The 17,629-nt window shown below is 65.8% G+C and carries 10 protein-coding genes; 5 read left to right on the top strand and 5 right to left on the bottom strand.

Annotated elements, in window-relative coordinates:
- Positions 1 to 121 precede the first annotated feature (121 nt).
- Positions 122 to 793, bottom strand: a complete 672-nt coding sequence (locus AABA84_RS10375) for a sensor histidine kinase (protein ID WP_212253744.1) — start codon at positions 791 to 793, stop codon at positions 122 to 124.
- Positions 794 to 1,126: 333 nt separating this feature from the next.
- Between AABA84_RS10375 and AABA84_RS10370 the strand changes: the two genes are divergently transcribed.
- From AABA84_RS10370 to AABA84_RS10355, 4 genes are all read left to right on the top strand, one after another.
- A complete protein-coding gene (locus AABA84_RS10370; RefSeq protein WP_338312192.1) occupies positions 1,127 to 4,030 on the top strand; it encodes a winged helix-turn-helix domain-containing protein in 2,904 nt (967 codons plus the stop codon).
- A gap of 118 nt (positions 4,031 to 4,148) precedes the next feature.
- Positions 4,149 to 4,856, top strand: a complete 708-nt coding sequence (locus tag AABA84_RS10365; RefSeq protein ID WP_338312004.1) for a hypothetical protein — start codon at positions 4,149 to 4,151, stop codon at positions 4,854 to 4,856.
- Positions 4,857 to 5,049: 193 nt separating this feature from the next.
- A complete protein-coding gene (locus AABA84_RS10360; protein WP_338312003.1) occupies positions 5,050 to 6,000 on the top strand; it encodes an alpha/beta fold hydrolase in 951 nt (316 codons plus the stop codon).
- 61 nt (positions 6,001 to 6,061) lie between these two features.
- A complete protein-coding gene (locus AABA84_RS10355) occupies positions 6,062 to 7,114 on the top strand; it encodes an alpha/beta fold hydrolase (RefSeq protein WP_338312002.1) in 1,053 nt (350 codons plus the stop codon).
- Between the two features lie 141 nt (positions 7,115 to 7,255).
- Here AABA84_RS10355 and AABA84_RS10350 read toward each other — a convergent pair whose 3' ends face one another.
- Entirely contained in the window at positions 7,256 to 10,138 is a 2,883-nt protein-coding gene (locus AABA84_RS10350; RefSeq protein ID WP_338312001.1) for an ATP-binding protein, read from the bottom strand.
- Positions 10,139 to 10,493: 355 nt separating this feature from the next.
- Between AABA84_RS10350 and AABA84_RS10345 the strand changes: the two genes are divergently transcribed.
- Entirely contained in the window at positions 10,494 to 11,480 is a 987-nt protein-coding gene (locus AABA84_RS10345) for a helix-turn-helix domain-containing protein (RefSeq protein ID WP_212253738.1), read from the top strand.
- A gap of 195 nt (positions 11,481 to 11,675) precedes the next feature.
- Here AABA84_RS10345 and AABA84_RS10340 read toward each other — a convergent pair whose 3' ends face one another.
- The 3 genes from AABA84_RS10340 to AABA84_RS10330 form a co-directional block, all read right to left on the bottom strand.
- Complete coding sequence (locus AABA84_RS10340) at positions 11,676 to 13,997, bottom strand: molybdopterin guanine dinucleotide-containing S/N-oxide reductase (RefSeq protein WP_212253737.1); 2,322 nt, start codon at positions 13,995 to 13,997, stop codon at positions 11,676 to 11,678.
- A 136-nt stretch (positions 13,998 to 14,133) separates the two neighbouring features.
- Positions 14,134 to 17,013, bottom strand: coding sequence for an ATP-binding protein (locus AABA84_RS10335; protein ID WP_338312000.1), 2,880 nt, complete (start codon positions 17,011 to 17,013; stop codon positions 14,134 to 14,136).
- A gap of 146 nt (positions 17,014 to 17,159) precedes the next feature.
- Entirely contained in the window at positions 17,160 to 17,582 is a 423-nt protein-coding gene (locus AABA84_RS10330) for a putative quinol monooxygenase (protein WP_212253735.1), read from the bottom strand.
- Positions 17,583 to 17,629: the final 47 nt, after the last annotated feature.

Raw genomic sequence — 17,629 nt, 5'->3', positions numbered from 1 at the left:
GGTTCGGGATCGACACCCGCTCTGAACGTCAAGACTGTCGCGCAAACGAGAGACAGGCGCCCGTTATGGAGTGTTAGGGTCCGCTAGCCGTTGTGAGGGAGGGGGAAAGCTTCCCCCGCCGTCACACCGCAGCGATCGGCATCACGATGGTGACCCGCGTGCCGCCCTCCCCCGCCTCGCCCTGGAGCCGTGCGTGGATGCTGCGTGCGAGCCCTTCGAGAATCCGGCTGCCGGTGCCCTGGAGCGGACCGGTCGCACCGATGCCGTTGTCGGCCACCGTGCAGAGCCAGGCGCCATCGCGCCTGGCCAGGCCGATGCGGATCAGCGCACCATTCTTGTTCGAGAAGGCATGCTTTGCCGCATTCGTGACCAGCTCCGTCAGCATCAGTGCGAGCCGATGACGCTGCGCAGCCGACAACGTGCCGCTTTCGATCGCAGCCTCGCAGCGGATGCCTGCCGGTTCCAGCACAGCCTCGGAGATCGCTTCGCACAGGCTTTCGAAGAAGGCCGCTGTGGAGACGACCGGCAGATCGTCATGATCAGACAACAGTTGATAGAGCCTGCCGAAGGCGACGATGCGCCGCTCGAGCCGATCCACCGCCAGCGCTACGTCCCCCCTGCCCGCGCGCGTGAAATCGCGACGGACTGACGCACCCAGCAGCGTCAGCGTGTTCTTCATGCGATGGTGGGATTCCCGCAGCACGAGCTCCCAATCACGCGACTGATCATCGAGACCAGGTACAAACTGAGATCGAACGACATGGTCGTTTGGCCGAGCACCGATCGCGGACATCATAGCCTCCCGTTGAAAATTGCATCCAACTCGAAGGCCATACTGGATGCTGTTGGCGTGCTATGCTCGTTAGACGTTGCAAGATTCTGTTATGATCAGCGTCGCAGCGCCCGAGATCCAAATCCGCCATCGCGGTCCGACACATTGCTGGATTGTCCCGATCGCGCGCTAAACCACTCGCGTTTAAGCTAGATTTGCGACGGATCATCATCGCGTGATCGGGCGAATGCGATGATCGCCACGCGATTTCGCCACTTTCGGCCAGTTTACTGGACGCCTCGTTCTGTTAGACCAAAACTGCAGACTTCAGCCCTTTCCCTGGAAATATTGGCCGTGCCGGACACTAACGAGCAAGATTCGGTGATTGCCTTCGGGCCATTCCGGCTGTTCGCGAAGTCGCGGCTGCTCGAAAAGGACGGCGTCCCGCTTCACCTCGGCGGCCGTGCGCTCGACATCCTCATTTTTCTCGCCGAGCGTGCCGGCGAGGTCGTGGACAAGCGGGAGCTGATCAAGCGCATCTGGGCCGACGTGAATGTCGACGAAGGCAGCCTGCGTTTCCACATCACGACGTTGCGCAAGGCCTTGAACGATAAGGCCTTGAACGACAAGGCCTTGGACGACAAGGCCTTGGACGACAAGCCCTTGGGCAATGCCGGCGAAGGCTCCCGTTACGTGATCAACGTCCCCGGACGCGGCTATTGCTTCGCGGCCCCGCTGCTCCGGGCTGCGCCTTCGGAGAGCCGGACCAGCCAGCCTGCCGCTTCGCCCCGCTCGCTGCCCGCGCAGCTTGCGAAGATGATCGGGCGGGACGATGCGGTCGAGAAGATTTCCGCCGAGCTTGCCCAGCATCGCTTCGTCACCATCGTCGGCCCGGGCGGAATCGGCAAGACGTCGGTCGCGCTTGCGGTCGCGCATCGCGAGCTCGCAGGCTTCGATCACCAGGTGTGTTTCGTGGATTTCGGCGCGTTGACGGATGTCCGGCTGGTTCCCGGCACGATTGCGGCCGCGCTGGGCCTGACCGTCAACGCCGACGATCCCGTGCCGAGCCTGCTGACGGTCCTGCGCAGCCGGCGCATGCTGCTGGTGTTCGACAGTTGCGAGCATATCCTCGACGAGCTCGCCCCTTTGGCCGAGCGCATGGTCCGCGAGGCGCCGAAGCTGCATATTCTGGCCACCAGCCGCGAATCCTTTCGCACCGAAGGTGAGCGCGTCCACCGGCTGTTTCCGCTGGATTGCCCGCCGCAGCGCGAAGGCCTCGGCATCGCCGACATCCTTGCTTATCCCGCAAGCCAGCTCTTCGTGGAACGCATTGCCGAGAGCCTGAGCGAATTCGAACTCACCGAGGAGGATGCGCCGCTCGTTGCCGAGATCTGCCGACGGCTTGACGGCATAGCGCTGGCGATCGAGCTCGCGGCCGGACGCGTCAACGCCTATGGCATTGCCGGGACCGCATCACTGCTGGACAGCCGCTTCTCGCTGCTGTGGCGGGGACGGCGCACCGCGATTCCGCGGCACCAGACCCTGAGCGCAGCGCTTGCCTGGAGCTACGATCTGCTGCCGCCGGCCGAAAGCGCGACACTGCGCGGATTGTCGGTGTTCGTCGGGCCGTTCACGCTGGAAGCCGCGCTTGCGGTCGCATCCTGCCAGGGCATCAGCGAGGGCGAAGGTGTGGAGGCCATTTCGAACCTGCTCTCCAAATCCCTGATCGCGACCTCGCCTGCGGAGCGGCGGCTGCGCTATCGCCTGCTCGACACCACCCGCGCCTTCATGGCGGACAAGCTCGTCGAGAATGGCGAAGCGGACCGCGTCGCGCGCGCCCACGCCGAATATTTCCGCGATTTCCTGCGCGACATTGCCGTCAAATCCACGGGCATGCAGAGCGCGGGCGGCTTCCTTCCCTATGCCGACCATTTGCCCAATGTCAGGGCCGCGCTGACCTTCAGCTTTTCGGACGACGGCGACCGGACGATCGGCGTGGATCTGGCGGCCTCGGCGGCGCAGTTCTTCCTCGAACTGACATTGCTGACGGAATGCTACCGATGGACCCAGCAGGCGCTGGCGTCCCTCGACACCAGCGCGGTGGACAGCCGCCAGGAGATGACCCTGCAGGCCGCGCTCGGCGTCTCCGTGATGTTCACGCAAGGCAATACGGAAGCGGTCCGGTCGGCCTTCACCCGCAGTCTCGAGCTTGCCCGGCAGCTCGATGACCTGCACTGGCAGCTCTGGCTGCTGCGCGGATTGCACATCTACCTGACCAGGGTCGGAGATTTCCACGGTGCGCTCGGGACCGGCGAGCAGGGCGAGGCCGTTGCGCGCAAACTGAATGATTCCGCCGCCACGCTGAACGTGGACTGGATGCTCGGTGTCGCGCATCATCTGATCGGCAACCAGGACAAGGCGGTTCGATTCTGCGAGAGCGCGATGGTGCACAATCCCGGCTCGCAACGGCTGAATATCGGGCATCTCGGCTATGACGATCGCATCGTTGCGCTGGTTGCGCTGGCGCGCGGGCTCTGGCTCACGGGCCGGCCCGAGCGAGCGGTCGAGGTGGCCAGATACACCGTTCGCGAGGCCGAGCTGCTCGAACAGCCGCTCACCCTCGGCATCTCCCTGATCTGGACGATCTATGTGTTCCTCTGGGTCGGCGACTGGGCCAGTGCCGAAACCTTGATCGAGCGGCTGATCGATCATTCCGCACGGCACTTCCTCGGCCCCTATCACGCGGTCGGGATCGGCCAGAAGGGCGAGCTGCTGCTGCGCCGCGGCGACGTCGCAGCGGGCATCGAGCACCTTCGCCGCAGTCAGGCCACGTTGTACGCGACGCGGCACCGCATCATGACGACGGTGTTCGCGACGGCGCTCGCGGAGGGTCTCGCCTCCCAGAACCAGCCCGACGAGGCCTTGCAGACGATCAACGAGGCGATCGCCCAGATTCCCGATCATGGCGAATCCTTCGACATGCCGGAGATGCTCAGGATCAAGGGTGATATCCTCGCCGGGTCGGGCAACGCCGCGGAGGCGGAGAGCACCTTGCGGAAATCGCTCGATCTGTCCCGGCGTCAATCCGCGGTCGGCTGGGAGCTTCGCGGGGCGATCAGCCTCGGCCGCATCTGGGAGCAGGCCGGCAAGGCCGCTGACGCCCGCGCTTTGCTCACCCCCCTCGTTGCGCGCTACCAGGAGGGCCTCCAGACCCGCGATCTGATCGCGGCCAGGGAGCTGCTGGGCACCCTGAATTGAGAGTATCTTCAACGAGATACTGCCATGCTGCCCGCTCGCAACTCCTAACAACTTCTAACACGCCAAGCCGCATGCGCCCCGCCATGGTGGAGACACTGCACGGTGGATGTGGCGGGACATGGCGCTTCTTGACGATGTAATCGATGCCAGCGGCGGAATGGCCCGCTGGAACAGCTTGAACCGGTTCACGCTCCACCTTTCCGTTGGCGGGACGCTGTTCTCCAGCGCGGGCCATGCCCGGGAATTCAAGGATGTGACCGCGGAAGGCTCGACCCGGACGCAATCGGTGCGCTTCACCGGCATCACCGGAGGGGAGCACTCCGGCGCCTTTCAACCGGACGCAATCACGATCGAGAGCCTGGATGGTGAGGTCCTGCGGTCCTGGCGCAACCCCAGCCTCGCATTTCCCGAGGTCGATCCGCCGGCGCTTGCCGATGAGCTGCATCTCGTCTTCTTCTGCGGCGTAGCGATCTGGAGTTATCTGACCATTCCATTCCTGCTTGCCCACCCCGATGTCGTGATCGAGGAGCTGTCGCCCTGGCAGGAGAATGCCGAAACCTGGCGGCGGCTGCGCGCACGCTTCCCGGCTCACCTGATGACGCTCGCGCCCGAGCAGATCTTCTATTTCGACGAGAGCGCCCTCCAGCGGCGGACAGATCACGATCTCTTCGGGATGAAGGTCGCACACTCCTCCTGGGCGCATGACAGCTTCGGCGGCATCGTGGTGCCGACACTTCGGCGCGCGCAGACAGTGCGGCCGGATGGAACCGTGATTGCCAAGCCGGTGCTGATGGACGTCGAGATCTTCGACGCCGTCTTCGAATAGCGGCGACACGCCTGGTATCGCCGCTCTCTCAACGTCTAACAATACATAACGAGCCAACAGCCCGCATTGAGCGCAGATTGGGTTTGCGAGCAACGAACGACGTGCTCGAACGAGACCAGGCGACGCAGCCACGCGCGTGGAATGCGCCGCAGCACTCTCCACAGACCCTCACGCTACGTGCAAGAGCAATGACATGAGCATTTCAGCCGCCCTCTCCGCCGCAATGGCCTGCGCCGCCGTCCAGGCCTCGGCGCAGGAAATGCGATCGAGCCGGCGCTCGATCAGCTATCACAGCGTCGATATTCGTGACCTCAAGATATTCTACCGCGAAGCCGGGCCCCCCGACGCCCCGACCGTGCTGCTGCTGCACGGCTTTCCGTCCTCGTCGCGGATGTGGGAGCCCTTGCTGCCGCTGCTCGCCGACAAATATCACGTGATCGCACCGGACTATCCCGGCTTCGGCCACAGCAGCGCGCCGCCGCCGTCCGATTTCACCTATACGTTCGACAACATCGCCGACGTGATCGTCGAGCTCACGACGAAGCTCGGTCTTGGCAACTACGTCCTGTTCATGCAGGACTATGGCGGCCCGGTCGGCTTCCGCATGGCGCTGGCGCATCCCGAACGCGTCCGCGGGATCATCATCCAGAACGCCGTGTCGCACGAGCAGGGCTTGAGCCCGCTCTGGGAGGCGCGTCGCAGATATTGGGCCGATCCGGCACACGAGCTCGAGGCGCTCAAGGCCAATTTCACCTCCCTGGCGGCGACGCGGCAGCGGCATCTCGGCTCCAGCCCGCACCCCGAACGTTACGACCCCGATAGCTGGACCGACGAATACGCCTTCCTGACCCGTCCGGGCCAGGCCGAGATCCAGACCACACTGTTCCTGGATTACCGGACCAACGTCGCCTCCTATCCGAAATGGCAGGAGTGGTTGCGCAAGACCCGGCCGCCGACACTGGTGGTCTGGGGCAAATACGATCCGTCCTTCACGGTTGCCGGCGCGTCGGCCTATCGCGACGACGTTCCGGATGCGGAGGTTCACATCCTGGACGCGGGCCATTTCGCGCTGGATGAAGCCACCGACGACATCGCCGCGCGCGTTCGCGATTTCCTTGGACGACTGGACGGACACAAGGGCTGAACAGCAACCCGCGTGGCGGATCGCTGCGCCTCACACCATGCAACGACGACAGGAGCAACACATGTCCGACAACATCAACCATGAACGCCGCCGCTTTTTCGGAAGCGCGGCCATGACGTTCGCAGCGGCCCAGCTTTCGCTGAGCGCGACCGCCTCGGCGGAGACGTCCAAGCCGGCGAAGTCCGCCGTCCCCATCAAGACGGGAGCCAACACGACGTTCGCGTCCCTGAAGCAGATCGAGGCGGGCCTCCTCAACGTCGGCTATGCCGAAGCGGGACCCGCGGACGGTCCGCCCGTGATCCTGCTGCACGGCTGGCCCTATGACATCTACAGCTTCGTCGACGTCGCACCGCTGCTCGCTGCGGCCGGCCATCGCGTGATCATCCCCTATCTGCGCGGCTATGGCAGCACGCGCCTGCTCTCCGACGCGACGATGCGGAACGGTCAGCCAGCGGCGATCGCAGCCGACGTCATCGCGCTGATGGACGCGCTCAAGATCGAGAAGGCCACGCTCGCCGGCTTCGATTGGGGCGCGCGCACCGCCAACATCGTCGCGGCCCTCTGGCCGGAGCGCGTGAAGGCGATGGTCTCGGTGAGCGGCTATCTGATCGGCAGCCAGCAGGCCGGCAAGATGCCGCTGCCGCCGAAGGCGGAGCTGCAATGGTGGTACCAGTTCTATTTCGCGACCGAGCGCGGCCGCGAAGGCTATGACAAGTACCGGCGGGATTTCTCGCGGCTGATCTGGCAGCTCGCCTCGCCGCAATGGCATTTCGACGATGCCACCTTCGAGCGCAGTGCCGCGGCCTTCGACAATCCGGACCACGTCGCGATCGTGATCCACAATTATCGCTGGCGCCTCGGCCTCGCCGAAGGCGAAGCGAAATACGACGACGACGAGGCGCGGCTGGCGCGAGCCCCGGTGATCACCGTGCCCACCATCACCATGGAAGGTGACGCCAACGGCGCGCCGCATCCGGAGCCGACCGCCTACGCCGCAAAATTCTCGGGGCGCTATTCGCACCGGACCATCAAGGGCGGCATCGGGCACAATCTGCCGCAGGAGGCGCCAAAGGCCTTTGCCGACGCGATCCTGGACGTGGCCGCCGCGAGCTAGCATCACAATGGCGAAACCCGCACCAAGGGAGCGACCAGGGATGCACCGGCTGCTTGCGACCCTCGCCTTGCTCGTCGTCGTCCTGCTCGTGCTGATCCAGTTCGGTCCGGCATGGCTGTCCGGATAAGCTCCTCGGCTGGGTCAGCCGGAGGGCGGATTCAGGATGAGCCGTGCGGCCTTGAGATCGGCGGTCTCGAACCCCTCGGTGAACCGCGCATAGGTCCTGGCGAGCTGTTCGCGCGGATCTTGCGCACCCTGTCGCTCGCGCAGCCGCGCCAGCGACATCCCGGTGCGCAGCTGCCAGGACAGCGCGCCCTGTTGCTCGGCGAGCTCTGCCGATGCGACAAGGCTTGCCTCGGCCGCGTCGAGGTTTCCGCTCTGCGCCTCGAGCTCCCCGCGCAGACGAAGCAGCTCGGGCATGTCGAAGGCGCCTCCTTCCTGCTCGACGCGGTCGATGGTTTCGTGCAGGACCTGAGCGCCTTCCGCCAAACGCCCCAACGAGACCAGCCCGGAAGACAGATCCGCGGCGAACGCCGACATATAGAGCTCGTAGCGATCGGCGTGCAGACGCGGAAGCGCGCTGCGCAACAGGTCGATGCCGCCGGTCACCTCGCCGTGGGCGATCATGGTCTGCGCCCGAAAGCCGGTCGCAACGGCTTCGTAGGGGACCAGCCCGTGCATGCCCGCATGCGCGGCCAGACGAGCGCTCATGGTCTCGACGGCGGACCAGTCGCCGACCCAGCCGAACACCGAGGCGGACCAGCACAGCGCGATACAATGCATGACCACGTCGCGCGGCGCCGACGCGCCGACGAGCGGCAGGACGCATTCGAGCGCGCGATCGGGATAGCCGCGCAGCCACAACACGCGCGCAAGCGGAATTTGCGGCGTACGCGAATAGGCGAAATGTCCGGGTTGCGTGCCCCGCAGTGCGGCGTCATCGCGCATGCCCTCGTCGAGATGAGCTTGCGCCTCGGCCTGGTCGCCGGCGAGGTGATAGGACACGCCGAGAAGCGCCTTGCTGCCGGCAATGCCCGCGGTATCGCCGATCAGGCGCGCGATCCGCTCGGCGTGACGCGCTGTCGGCACCAGATGCCGGTAGCCGCCGGTCCGGCGGTAGAACATGTTCAACCGCGACAGCAGCCTGAACGTGTTGGCGTGATCGCCGAGCGCCTGCGCGATCTCCAGCCCGCGCCTGAGCGCCGCTTCCGCCTGCTCGCTGTTGCGCTCGGTGAACATGAAGGCGTGGCCGAGCGTCGACTGGAGCTCGAGCTCCCATCGGCCGCCACGATCGGCGTCGTCGAGCATCGCGAGCGCGCGATCGGACCAGATGCGCGCCTCGTTCAGCAAATTGAGCTCGACGAACAGACCCGTGCAACTGCCGGCAAGCGGCACGCGCAAATCGGCGCCTTCGTCATGGGCGTAGCTCCATGCCAGCGCCGCGCGGGCATCGGCGAGCAGGCCCACCCGTTCCTGCGAGCGGGACAGCTGGCCGCTGCCGCCCTGCGCCGCCAGGCCGGCTTCGAGGGTGCATTGAACATAGCAAGCGTGACGGCGCGCGATGACGTTCGCCTCACCGCCATCCGCCAGCTTCTGCATGGCATAGGCACGCGTGGCATCCAGCAGGCGATAGCGCCGCGATGCGCCGTCCGGCTGCGAGGACACCAGCGACTTGGCCACGAGCTGCTCCAGCGCCTCGATGACACGATCTTCCGGCGTCGCCTGCTCGGTCGCCACCGCTATCGCGCCCCTCAGGGTGAAGTGACCCGCGAAGACGGCGAGCCGCTGGAACACGATGCGCTCTTTCTCGCCGATCAGGCCGAAACTCCAGTCGAGCGTGGCACCGAGCGTCTGCTGCCGCGGCGGTGCCGTTCGCCGCCCGCGCCATTCGAGCTGCAGGCGGCTGTCGAGCAGCGCCGCCATCTCGCGCAGCCCGTAGAGACCGACGCGCGCGGCGGCAAGTTCGATCGCGAGCGCGATGCCATCGAGCTTGCCGCAGATCTGCACCAGGACTTCGGCGTCCTCGTCCGTGAGGTCGTCGCGATGCCCCGCCGCGCTGGCGCGGTCGACGAACAGACGCGCCGCGGGATAACCCAGCACCTCGCCGGCGCTGAGGCGAGCGCCCTGCGGCGGGCCCGGCAGCGGAGCAAGCTCGAAAATCTGCTCGCCCGCCACCGACAGCTGCTCGCGGCTGGTGGCGAGGATGGCAACGCCCGGCGCCTCGCGGTGGATGTCTTCTGCGAGACGCGCGACCGCGTCGATGACGTGCTCACAGCTATCGAGAACGAGAAGCAGCCGCCGCCCGCGCAGGAAATTGACAATGCTGCTACTCGGATCCTTGTGATGCACGACGAGGCCCAGCGCGGCGGCAACCGTGCTCGCCACCAGCGCGGCATCCCTCAGCGGACCGAATTCGAGGAAATGGACGTTGCCGTCGAACCTGTCGCACAGATCATGCGCGAGCGCGACCGCAATGGTGGTCTTGCCGATGCCGCCTGGCCCTCGCAGCGTGACGAAGCGGTCGCGGAGCAGGCGCGGCGCCAACTCGGCCACGAGTTCGTCCCGCCCGACCATCCGGTCCAGGCGATGCGGCAGAGACGGTGACGGCGTCACCTTTTCGGCCGGCCGCGACGTGAATGCAGGCTGCTCCGCGCGTGTGCCACGCTGCACCGGCGCGACGAAGCAATAGCCCCGGCTCGGGATGTTGGTGATGTAGCGGGCACCGTCCTTGCCGTCGCCAAGCGCCTTGCGCAGCTCCGCGACATGAACCCGCAGGGAGATCTCCTCGACCGAGAGGCCGGACCACGCGTAGTTGAGAATCTCGCTCTTTGGCACCACCTCGCCGGCTCGGCTGACGAGCAGGCGCAAGATATCCATCGCCCGACTGCCGAGCTTGACCGGCACGCCGTCCTTCTCCAGCAGCCGCGAGCGCAGCGAGAACGGCCCGAACGTGACGGCATCCAGATCGAGGATCGTTCCGGCGCCGCCGCTGCGGGGGCCATGTCCTGCCGAGAGGTCGGTCACATCTTGCTCATCTTGACGGCGGCTTCCTCGAAACGCGCAGGGACTATACCCGGCACCGACGCGAGGTCCAGCGAAGGCCCTGTGTGGATCTCACATCGGCACGTCGATCGCCACGCGATGCTCCGTGAGGTCCCCTCAAACAGAGGCAGCTCGGCAAATCTCCGACAAATTGGACTTAATCAAACGTCTGCGGCGGGCTGTCGCACCCGATGCACACGCACAGAATCTAACAGATCCTAATCACCACTAACGGGCGTCCTGGCCAGCTCACGCCTATCCTCCGAGCATGGAAAGCATTGGGTTTGCGCGTTTGCCGATCGTTGCAAACAGCGGCAAAGCCAGGAGAGGACGAGCGATGTCGAACAATTTGCACGCGGCGCATGCCTGGATCGATTTTCCGGCCGGCTCGCGGGATCACGAGGTTCTTCGCCCGACGCAGGTGATCGCCCGGGAGAGCCAATGGCGTCAGATCGATCGCACTCCGGACGGCGCGATGGAGGACATCACGATCTCGCGATGGGAGGATTCGCGGAGCAGCTCGTCGCACGAAACGACGACGCCGGACGATCGCTATTTCATCGGCATCGCCCTGAAGACCACGCGCGCGAAGCTGACACGGGACCGCCAGGTCATTTTCGACGGCACCATGCCAGCGGGGACGCTCTATGTCACCGCTCCGTCGAAATCTCTCGGCGTGCAGTTCCAGTCGCCATGCGCCTTCCTGCACGTCCACATCTCCACGGATCATCTTCCGGCGCATGTCGTTGCGGCCGACGGGCTCAATGACCTCGTGCTGCTCCGCAATCCGCTCGCCGCCGAGCTTGCCAAGGCGCTGATCGAGCAGAATGATGCCAGAGACCGGCATTTCACGCAGTGCATCGGCCAGACCCTGGCGATGCATCTCACCCGGATGGAGCTGCCGCGCGTCAGGGTCAATGCCTTGCCGAAATGGCGGCTGCGGCGTGTCGAGCAATATATCGCCGATCATTTCCACCGCTGCATCAGCCTGTCCGAGCTCGCCAATGTCGCCGGCCTGTCCCGGATGCATTTCGCGGCACAATTCCGCGCCGCGACCGGATACCGTCCGCGCGAATATCTGCTCAATCACCGGACCGAGCAGGCGAAGATGCTGCTTGCAAGCACCGAGCGGCCATTGGCGGAGATCGCGCTTGCCGTGGGCTTCAGCACACAGGCGCATTTCTCGACCGTGTTCAAGCGCATCAGCGGCGAATCACCGGCACGCTGGCGTCTCGCCAGCAGGGGCGAGCGGCTCGAGGTCGAAGCGCCGCCGCGGCGGCGTCCTTCCCCGCAGATCGGCTGGATCGCCAGCGCCGCGGCGTAACCACACGGCCGGCTCGCGCCCTCGTCCTCCCGGGCCAGCGAGCCTCTCGGGGCCGCCCTGATCCCACACAGGAGCGGCCCCTTTTTCTGTCGTGAGCGCATGCTACTCGCATATAGATGCGGACTCTCATGTCCCGGACAAGCCGCAGCGCGGAAGCGCTGCGTGCGGGGCACGGGAGCGCAATACTGCCGCTCGCTACACCGGATCGAATGCGCGGATCGGCGGCAGATTGCCGGTGAACTTCTCCACCTCAACCACCGTCAGCTGCCCCGTGCAGCCTTGCGCGAACGACGAGGTCCCGATGTCGCGGGTGAGCACGTTCGGATTGCCGTGAACGCAGAGCGGCGCCTCGTCTTCGGGGTCCATCGGATCGTACCAGGCGCCGGTCGGAAGCTGCACCACGCCGGGCGCGATGCCGTCAGTGACGTGGACCGCGGCGAGGCACGCACCGCGATCGTTGAACAGGCGGATGATGTCGCCGTCCTTGATGCCGCGCGCATCGGCATCGCGCGGGTTCATCCGCGCGACCTCGCGCCCGCGATGCTTTGCGGCAAGCGAGTGTCCGCCGAAATCGAGCTGGCTGTGCAGGCGCGTCACCGGCTGGTTGGCGACGAGGAAGCATGGCGCCCCCGGCTTAGGCATGTCGGTCTTGTCGAGCCAGACCGGATGTCCCGGACAATCCGCATCGTTGTGCCCGGCGATCTTGGCCGAATATATCTCGATGCGCCCGCTCGGCGTCGGCAGCGCGTGATTGACGGGATCCTCACGAAAGCGGCGCAGCCGGCCGCCGTCATCGGGCTGCTGCGGCACGACCAGGCTGCCGCGCGCCCAGAACTCGTCGAAGTAAGGGGCTTCCAGGCCACGCTTCGCGAGCGAAGCGCGGGTCGGCTCGTAGAGATGCTCCAGCCATTGCCGCGACGTGCGTCCCTCGGTGAAGGGTTCGCGGGCCCCCAAACGGTCGGCGAGATCGGCGAAGATATCGTAATCGTCACGCGCAAGGCCGAACGGCTCGGCGATCTGGTGCATGGCGACCATCAAGGGATCGTTGGTGGAATAGCCGATGTCCTCACGCTCGAGCGTCATCGTCGACGGCAGCACGATGTCGGCATGCCGGGCGGTGGCGGTCCAGGCGAGCTCGTGCACGACGAACGTATCGAGCTGCGCAAAGGCCTTTCGCAGGCGGTTGATGTCCTGGTGATGATGGAAGGGATTGCCGCCGGCCCAGTAGACCATGCGGATGTCCGGATAGGTCCGCGTCTCGCCATTGTAGCGATAGGTGCTGCCCGGCTTGAGCAGCATGTCGGCGATGCGCGCCACCGGAATGAAATCGGCGACGCCGTTGCGGCCCTGGCCCAGCGTCGGCCCCGGCACATCGTTGACGCGGCGGCCGTAATAGCCGATGGCCCCGAGCGAATAGGCATAGCCGCCGCCGGGAAGGCCGATCTGGCCGAGGGCTGCCGCCAGCACCATGCCCATCCACACCGGCTGCTCGCCATGCTCGGCGCGCTGCAGCGAATGAGAGACGGTGATCAGCGCGCGCTTTCCGGCGAGCCGGCGCGCCAGCTTGCGGATCGTCTCCGCCTCGACGCCTGAGATCGCGGCGGCCCATTCGGCATGCTTGGCCTGCCCGTCGCTCTCGCCGGTGAGGTAGCGCAGGAAGACCGGCCATCCCTCGGTGTAGCGGTCGAGGAAGGCCTGGTCATGCAGACCTTCGCTGACCAGCGTGTGGACGATACCGAGCATCAGCGCGGTGTCGGTGCCGGGCACGCAGCTCATCCATTCGGCGCCGGCCTCGACCGGAAGATCGTCACGCAGCGGGCTGACCAGGATGAATTCGCAGCCGCGCCGGCTTGCAGCAGCCATCGCGCCGCGCTCGACGTGCTTGCTGATGGAGCCGCCGGCCACCATGGAGTTCTTCAGCGCCATGCCGCCGAAGGCCAGCACGATGTCGGTGGTCTCGGCGATCTGCTCCCAGGTGACGTTGCGCTTGGTGATGTCCTCGTACCCCGCCAGAATCTGCGGCAGCAGCACCGAGGACGCGCCCGAGGAATAGGTGTTGACCGAGCGCACATAGCCGCCCATCGCGATGTTGAGGAAGCGATGCACCTGGCTCTGGGCGTGATGAAAGCGACCGGCGCTCGACCAGCCATAGGAACCACCGAACACGGCGCCCGGCCCGCGCGTATCGCGGATGCGCGACAGCTCGTCGCCGAGGAGGTCAAGCGCCTTCTCCCAGCTCACGGAGACGAATTCGTCACGGCCGCGGCGATCGTCGGGGCCCGGCCCGCGCTCGAGCCAGCCGCGGCGGATCGCCGGCTGCGAAATGCGCGCCTGATGGCGGAGCGCACCGGGGAAATTGTCGATGATGCCGTTCGGATCGGGGTCGCCCGCATAGGCCCTGACCTCCAGCCCGGCCGCGCCCTGACGCGCGGAAAACACGCCCCAATGCGATGTGTGCGGCTTGAAGCCATCCGACAGGTCGAGACCGGGATCGGGGAAGCCAATCGTATCGTCCATCATCTGATCCTTGTTCCGGCGTCGGCCTGCAATCGGGGTGGTACTATACCGATCCAATCCGGACGTCGTCGAGATCAGCGTTGACGGAAACGCTGGGCTGCCCCGCGGTGCTGGCTCTTGGCGTCAACCGCGACGGCTAGGCGCTGGCCCGCACGCGCTGCAGCAGGCGCGAGGCGGCCATCAGATCCTGCGTTTCAAAGCCCTCGGTGAATTCGCCGTAAAGGGGAGCGAGCAATCGGACGGCTTTCGGCCTGCGGCCCGTCGCGATCCAGTGCGCGGCAAGATCGGTGGCGATCCGCAACGCGAAGGTCACCGCCCCGATGGCGCGCGCTTCGGCGAGCGCCTGCTGCAGCCGCTTTTCGGCGCGCAGCGGCTCCCCTTCGTGCAGAAGAATCGACGCCTCGACCCGCTGAAGTTCCGAGCGGCACCAGCGCTCGCCCTGACGTTCCTGATGGTCGATCGCCCGCGTGATGGCCGCGCGCGCCTCCGCGATTCGCCCCTGCCGCAGATGGGCGCGCGCGAGGACCGCCAGATAGCTGCCGATCCGCATCAGAAAGCGACAGTCGATCAATTCGTCGATCGCGGCTCGAATATCCTCCACCGCCTGCTGATCGCCGTGCAGATCGCGAAGGCAGGCGGAGAAATAGCGCTCGACCGGAACCCAGCGCGAGATGCGCTCCCGTTCCAGATTGCGCCGCAGCCGCTCCGTATAGGTCTCGAGCGCGGTCAGGTTTCCGGTCTCGAGCGAGACAGGGAGCGCGGCGAGCCCGAGCGCATTCGACTGGGATACCCAATGACCGCTGCGATCCGCTGCGTCGACGGCGTCGCGGGCGAGCCGCGCCGCGTAGTCGGGCTGCCCTTGCATCCACGCAACGAAGGGCAAATTGAAGCGGACAGTGATGAACCGATAGACCTCGTTCGCATCCTTGCGCGAACGTCCGGCGGCGAGCGAATGGGTCGCCGCGAGGCGATCGAGAACCGGGCGGCTCTTGCTCAATTCGCCGGCAAACGCGCGGGCCCAGGCCAATGCCCGGTCGGCTTCGGACGTTGCCGTCAGGTCGCGGTCCCGCTCGGCGAGCCCCGTGGCCTCCTCGAGATGGGTGATGGCGCGCGGGACCTGGCCAATCTGCAGCAGGTAAAAGGCAAATCCCACCAGCGCGCGTTGCTGATACTCGACGTTGCCCGAGCGCCTTGCAAAGGCGATCGCATCGAGCCAGGCCACCTCGTTCTCGTTCGACATCTTGCGTGCGTAGAACAGGCTCCATCCGAGGGCGCAGGCGAGCTTCGCCTTCGACAGATCGTCGCATTCGACGATCTTGGCCAATGTGAGCGCCTGCTCCAACCGCGCTTGCGCTTCCGACAGGATGGAGGTTTCCGACCACAGGGTGATCGCCGCGACCGTGAGCCTCAGCCCGAGAACAGGGTCTCCCGCCTCGCCGAACGCCCATGACAGAGCAGCCCTCAAATCCGCGATACGGCCAAGATAGCGCTGCGTCCAATCGGCCGGCTCGCGCCAATTCCATTCCTCCTCGGACTGTTCGAACAGCGCGAGGACGCGCAGCGCGTGACGGTGCAGGGCATGGCCGCAGGCGGGATCGGCCTGCCGCCGCTCGGCCGCGTAGCGCCGTGTGCTGTCGAGCAGTCGATAGCGAAGGCCCGGTCCCCTCGTCTGCGCGCTTACAAGCGATTTGGCGACGAGACTGCCGAGGCCGGTGACGACGTCGACCGGAGTGAGCCCGGCGGCCTCCGCCACGAAAGCCGCGTCCTCGACCTCGAACGCGTCGCTGAACACCGACAGCAAGCCGAACAGCACGGCTTCCTTTTGCGACAACAGCCTGAAGCTCCAATCGATCGTCGCCATGAGGGTTTCGTGACGTGGCGGTGGGCCCTCGGTGCCGGAGGCGCGAAAACCCAGATTCTGATCAAGCAGCGTCACCAATTGGCGGGGACTGAATGTGCCGATCTGGGCCGCCGCCAATTCGATCGCCAGCGGAAGACCGTCGAGCGAATGGCAGATCGAGGCGACAGCCTCGCAATCGCCATCGATGAACTGGTAGTCCGACCATTCGGCGGCACGGCGGACGAACAGCTGGACCGCCGGAAACCTGACAGCCTGATCGACCGTCAAGTCGAGCCCGGACCTCGGTGAGGACAGCGAACCAAGCCGCACGACGTGTTCGGTGGCCGTCCCAAGCGGTTCGCGGCTCGTGGCCAGCAGCCTGGACGGCGAGGTGTCCGCCAGGAACCTGCCGGCAAAGATCGTGGCAGCCGGCAGCACGTGCTCGCAATTGTCGAGAATGAGCAGCATCTGCCGCGGTCGCAGATAGTCGAGGACCGCGGCCAGGCTGTTGTCCGGATTGCCCCTGATGCCCAGTGCCGTGACCAGCGCCGCGCCGAACAGCGTCGGGTCGGAGATCGTGGCGAGATCGACGAAGCAGGCGCCGTCCCGGCATTGTGGCGCGAAGAGCCGTGCTGCCGCAGCGGCGACCGTGGTCTTGCCGACCCCGCCCGGGCCGGCCAGCGTGACGTGCCTCGTATTGGTCAACACATCGGCAATGTCGGCGATGTCGGCTTCGCGACCGACGATCCCCCGCAACAAGGGCGGCCCGGACAAGGCGACCGGCTGAGCGAGTGCCGGATCGTCCTCGATCTCGCCAATGCTGGTTTGCACCTGCGCGATGAACTTGTAGCCACGGCGCGCCACGGTCGCGATGTAGACCGGCTCGATCTGGGTATCACCCAGCGAGCGACGCAAGCTCCACATGTTGACCTTGAGATTGCTGTCGTGAAGGAAGGTGCCCGGCCAGGCGGCCGCCATCAGCTCATCCTTGCTGACGAGCTCGCCGCCACGCTGCACTAGCAGCTGCAGGAGTTCGAATGCGCGCCCGCCCAGTTTGACGGGGCGCCCGTCGAGCAGGAGCAGCTGGCGGCGGGGAATCAGCCGAAATGGCCCGAACGAGAATGTGAGTTCCTGTCGGCCTGCGCCTCGCTGCAGTGTCTCGGTGACAGCCCGCATTGACCATTGCCAGTCGATCGAAGAGATCGCCTGCAATTATCATGCACTGCGAAAGTGTTGAATAGCGCCCTTTTGAATTAGCACGATTGCGGCGGGCATTTCGCCGCAGGACGTTTCGCGAGGACAGCGCGTCCGCGGAACTCCGATCATTTCCTGGGCACGTCGAGGATCGCCATCCGCATGACCTCGACGCCGCCTTCGGCAAGCTCCGGAAGCTTGGCGAACCATTCCTGGACGTAAGCAGCGGCGTTATGCGCGTCGAAATCCGCCCGGCTCGCGAAGACCTCGTAGAAGATGAAGTGGCCGGGCCTGGCGCGATCCTCCTGGAGAAAATAGACCAGGTTCTTGGGATCGCTGCGGACCTTGGCAATCAGCGGCAGGGTGGCTGCGCGCAGCGCATCTTCCTTCCCGGGCCTTGCTCGCACCTGCGCCACGACCGAATAGGCGCCTTCCGGAATCCCCTGGTAGTGCACGCGCGGCGCTTCCTGAGCGACGGTCGAGGACGCCGTCATGGATAGCGAGACGGCGAACAGCAGGACAGCCGGCGAATGACGGGCGAGAGACGGCATGATGCATTCCTTCACATTGGGGCGTGAACGCTTCACTGGGCGAGCAG

The sequence above is a fragment of the Bradyrhizobium sp. TM239 genome (genome assembly GCF_036247985.1).
Taxonomy (GTDB): Bacteria; Pseudomonadota; Alphaproteobacteria; order Rhizobiales; family Xanthobacteraceae; genus Bradyrhizobium; species Bradyrhizobium ottawaense.
The sequence above is the reverse complement of the archived record's forward strand: the minus strand, read 5'-3'. Positions and strand labels throughout refer to the sequence as shown.

Excerpts from the sequence above, each read along its gene's own strand:
- AABA84_RS10375 (WP_212253744.1), bottom strand. The coding sequence starts at position 793 with ATGTCCGCGATCGGTGCTCGGCCAAACGACCATGTCGTTCGATCTCAG.
- AABA84_RS10365 (WP_338312004.1), top strand. The coding sequence starts at position 4,149 with ATGGCGCTTCTTGACGATGTAATCGATGCCAGCGGCGGAATGGCCCGC.
- AABA84_RS10360 (WP_338312003.1), top strand. The coding sequence starts at position 5,050 with ATGAGCATTTCAGCCGCCCTCTCCGCCGCAATGGCCTGCGCCGCCGTC.
- AABA84_RS10355 (WP_338312002.1), top strand. The coding sequence starts at position 6,062 with ATGTCCGACAACATCAACCATGAACGCCGCCGCTTTTTCGGAAGCGCG.
- AABA84_RS10345 (WP_212253738.1), top strand. The coding sequence starts at position 10,494 with ATGTCGAACAATTTGCACGCGGCGCATGCCTGGATCGATTTTCCGGCC.
- AABA84_RS10340 (WP_212253737.1), bottom strand. The coding sequence starts at position 13,997 with ATGGACGATACGATTGGCTTCCCCGATCCCGGTCTCGACCTGTCGGAT.
- AABA84_RS10335 (WP_338312000.1), bottom strand. The coding sequence starts at position 17,013 with ATGCGGGCTGTCACCGAGACACTGCAGCGAGGCGCAGGCCGACAGGAA.
- AABA84_RS10330 (WP_212253735.1), bottom strand. The coding sequence starts at position 17,582 with ATGCCGTCTCTCGCCCGTCATTCGCCGGCTGTCCTGCTGTTCGCCGTC.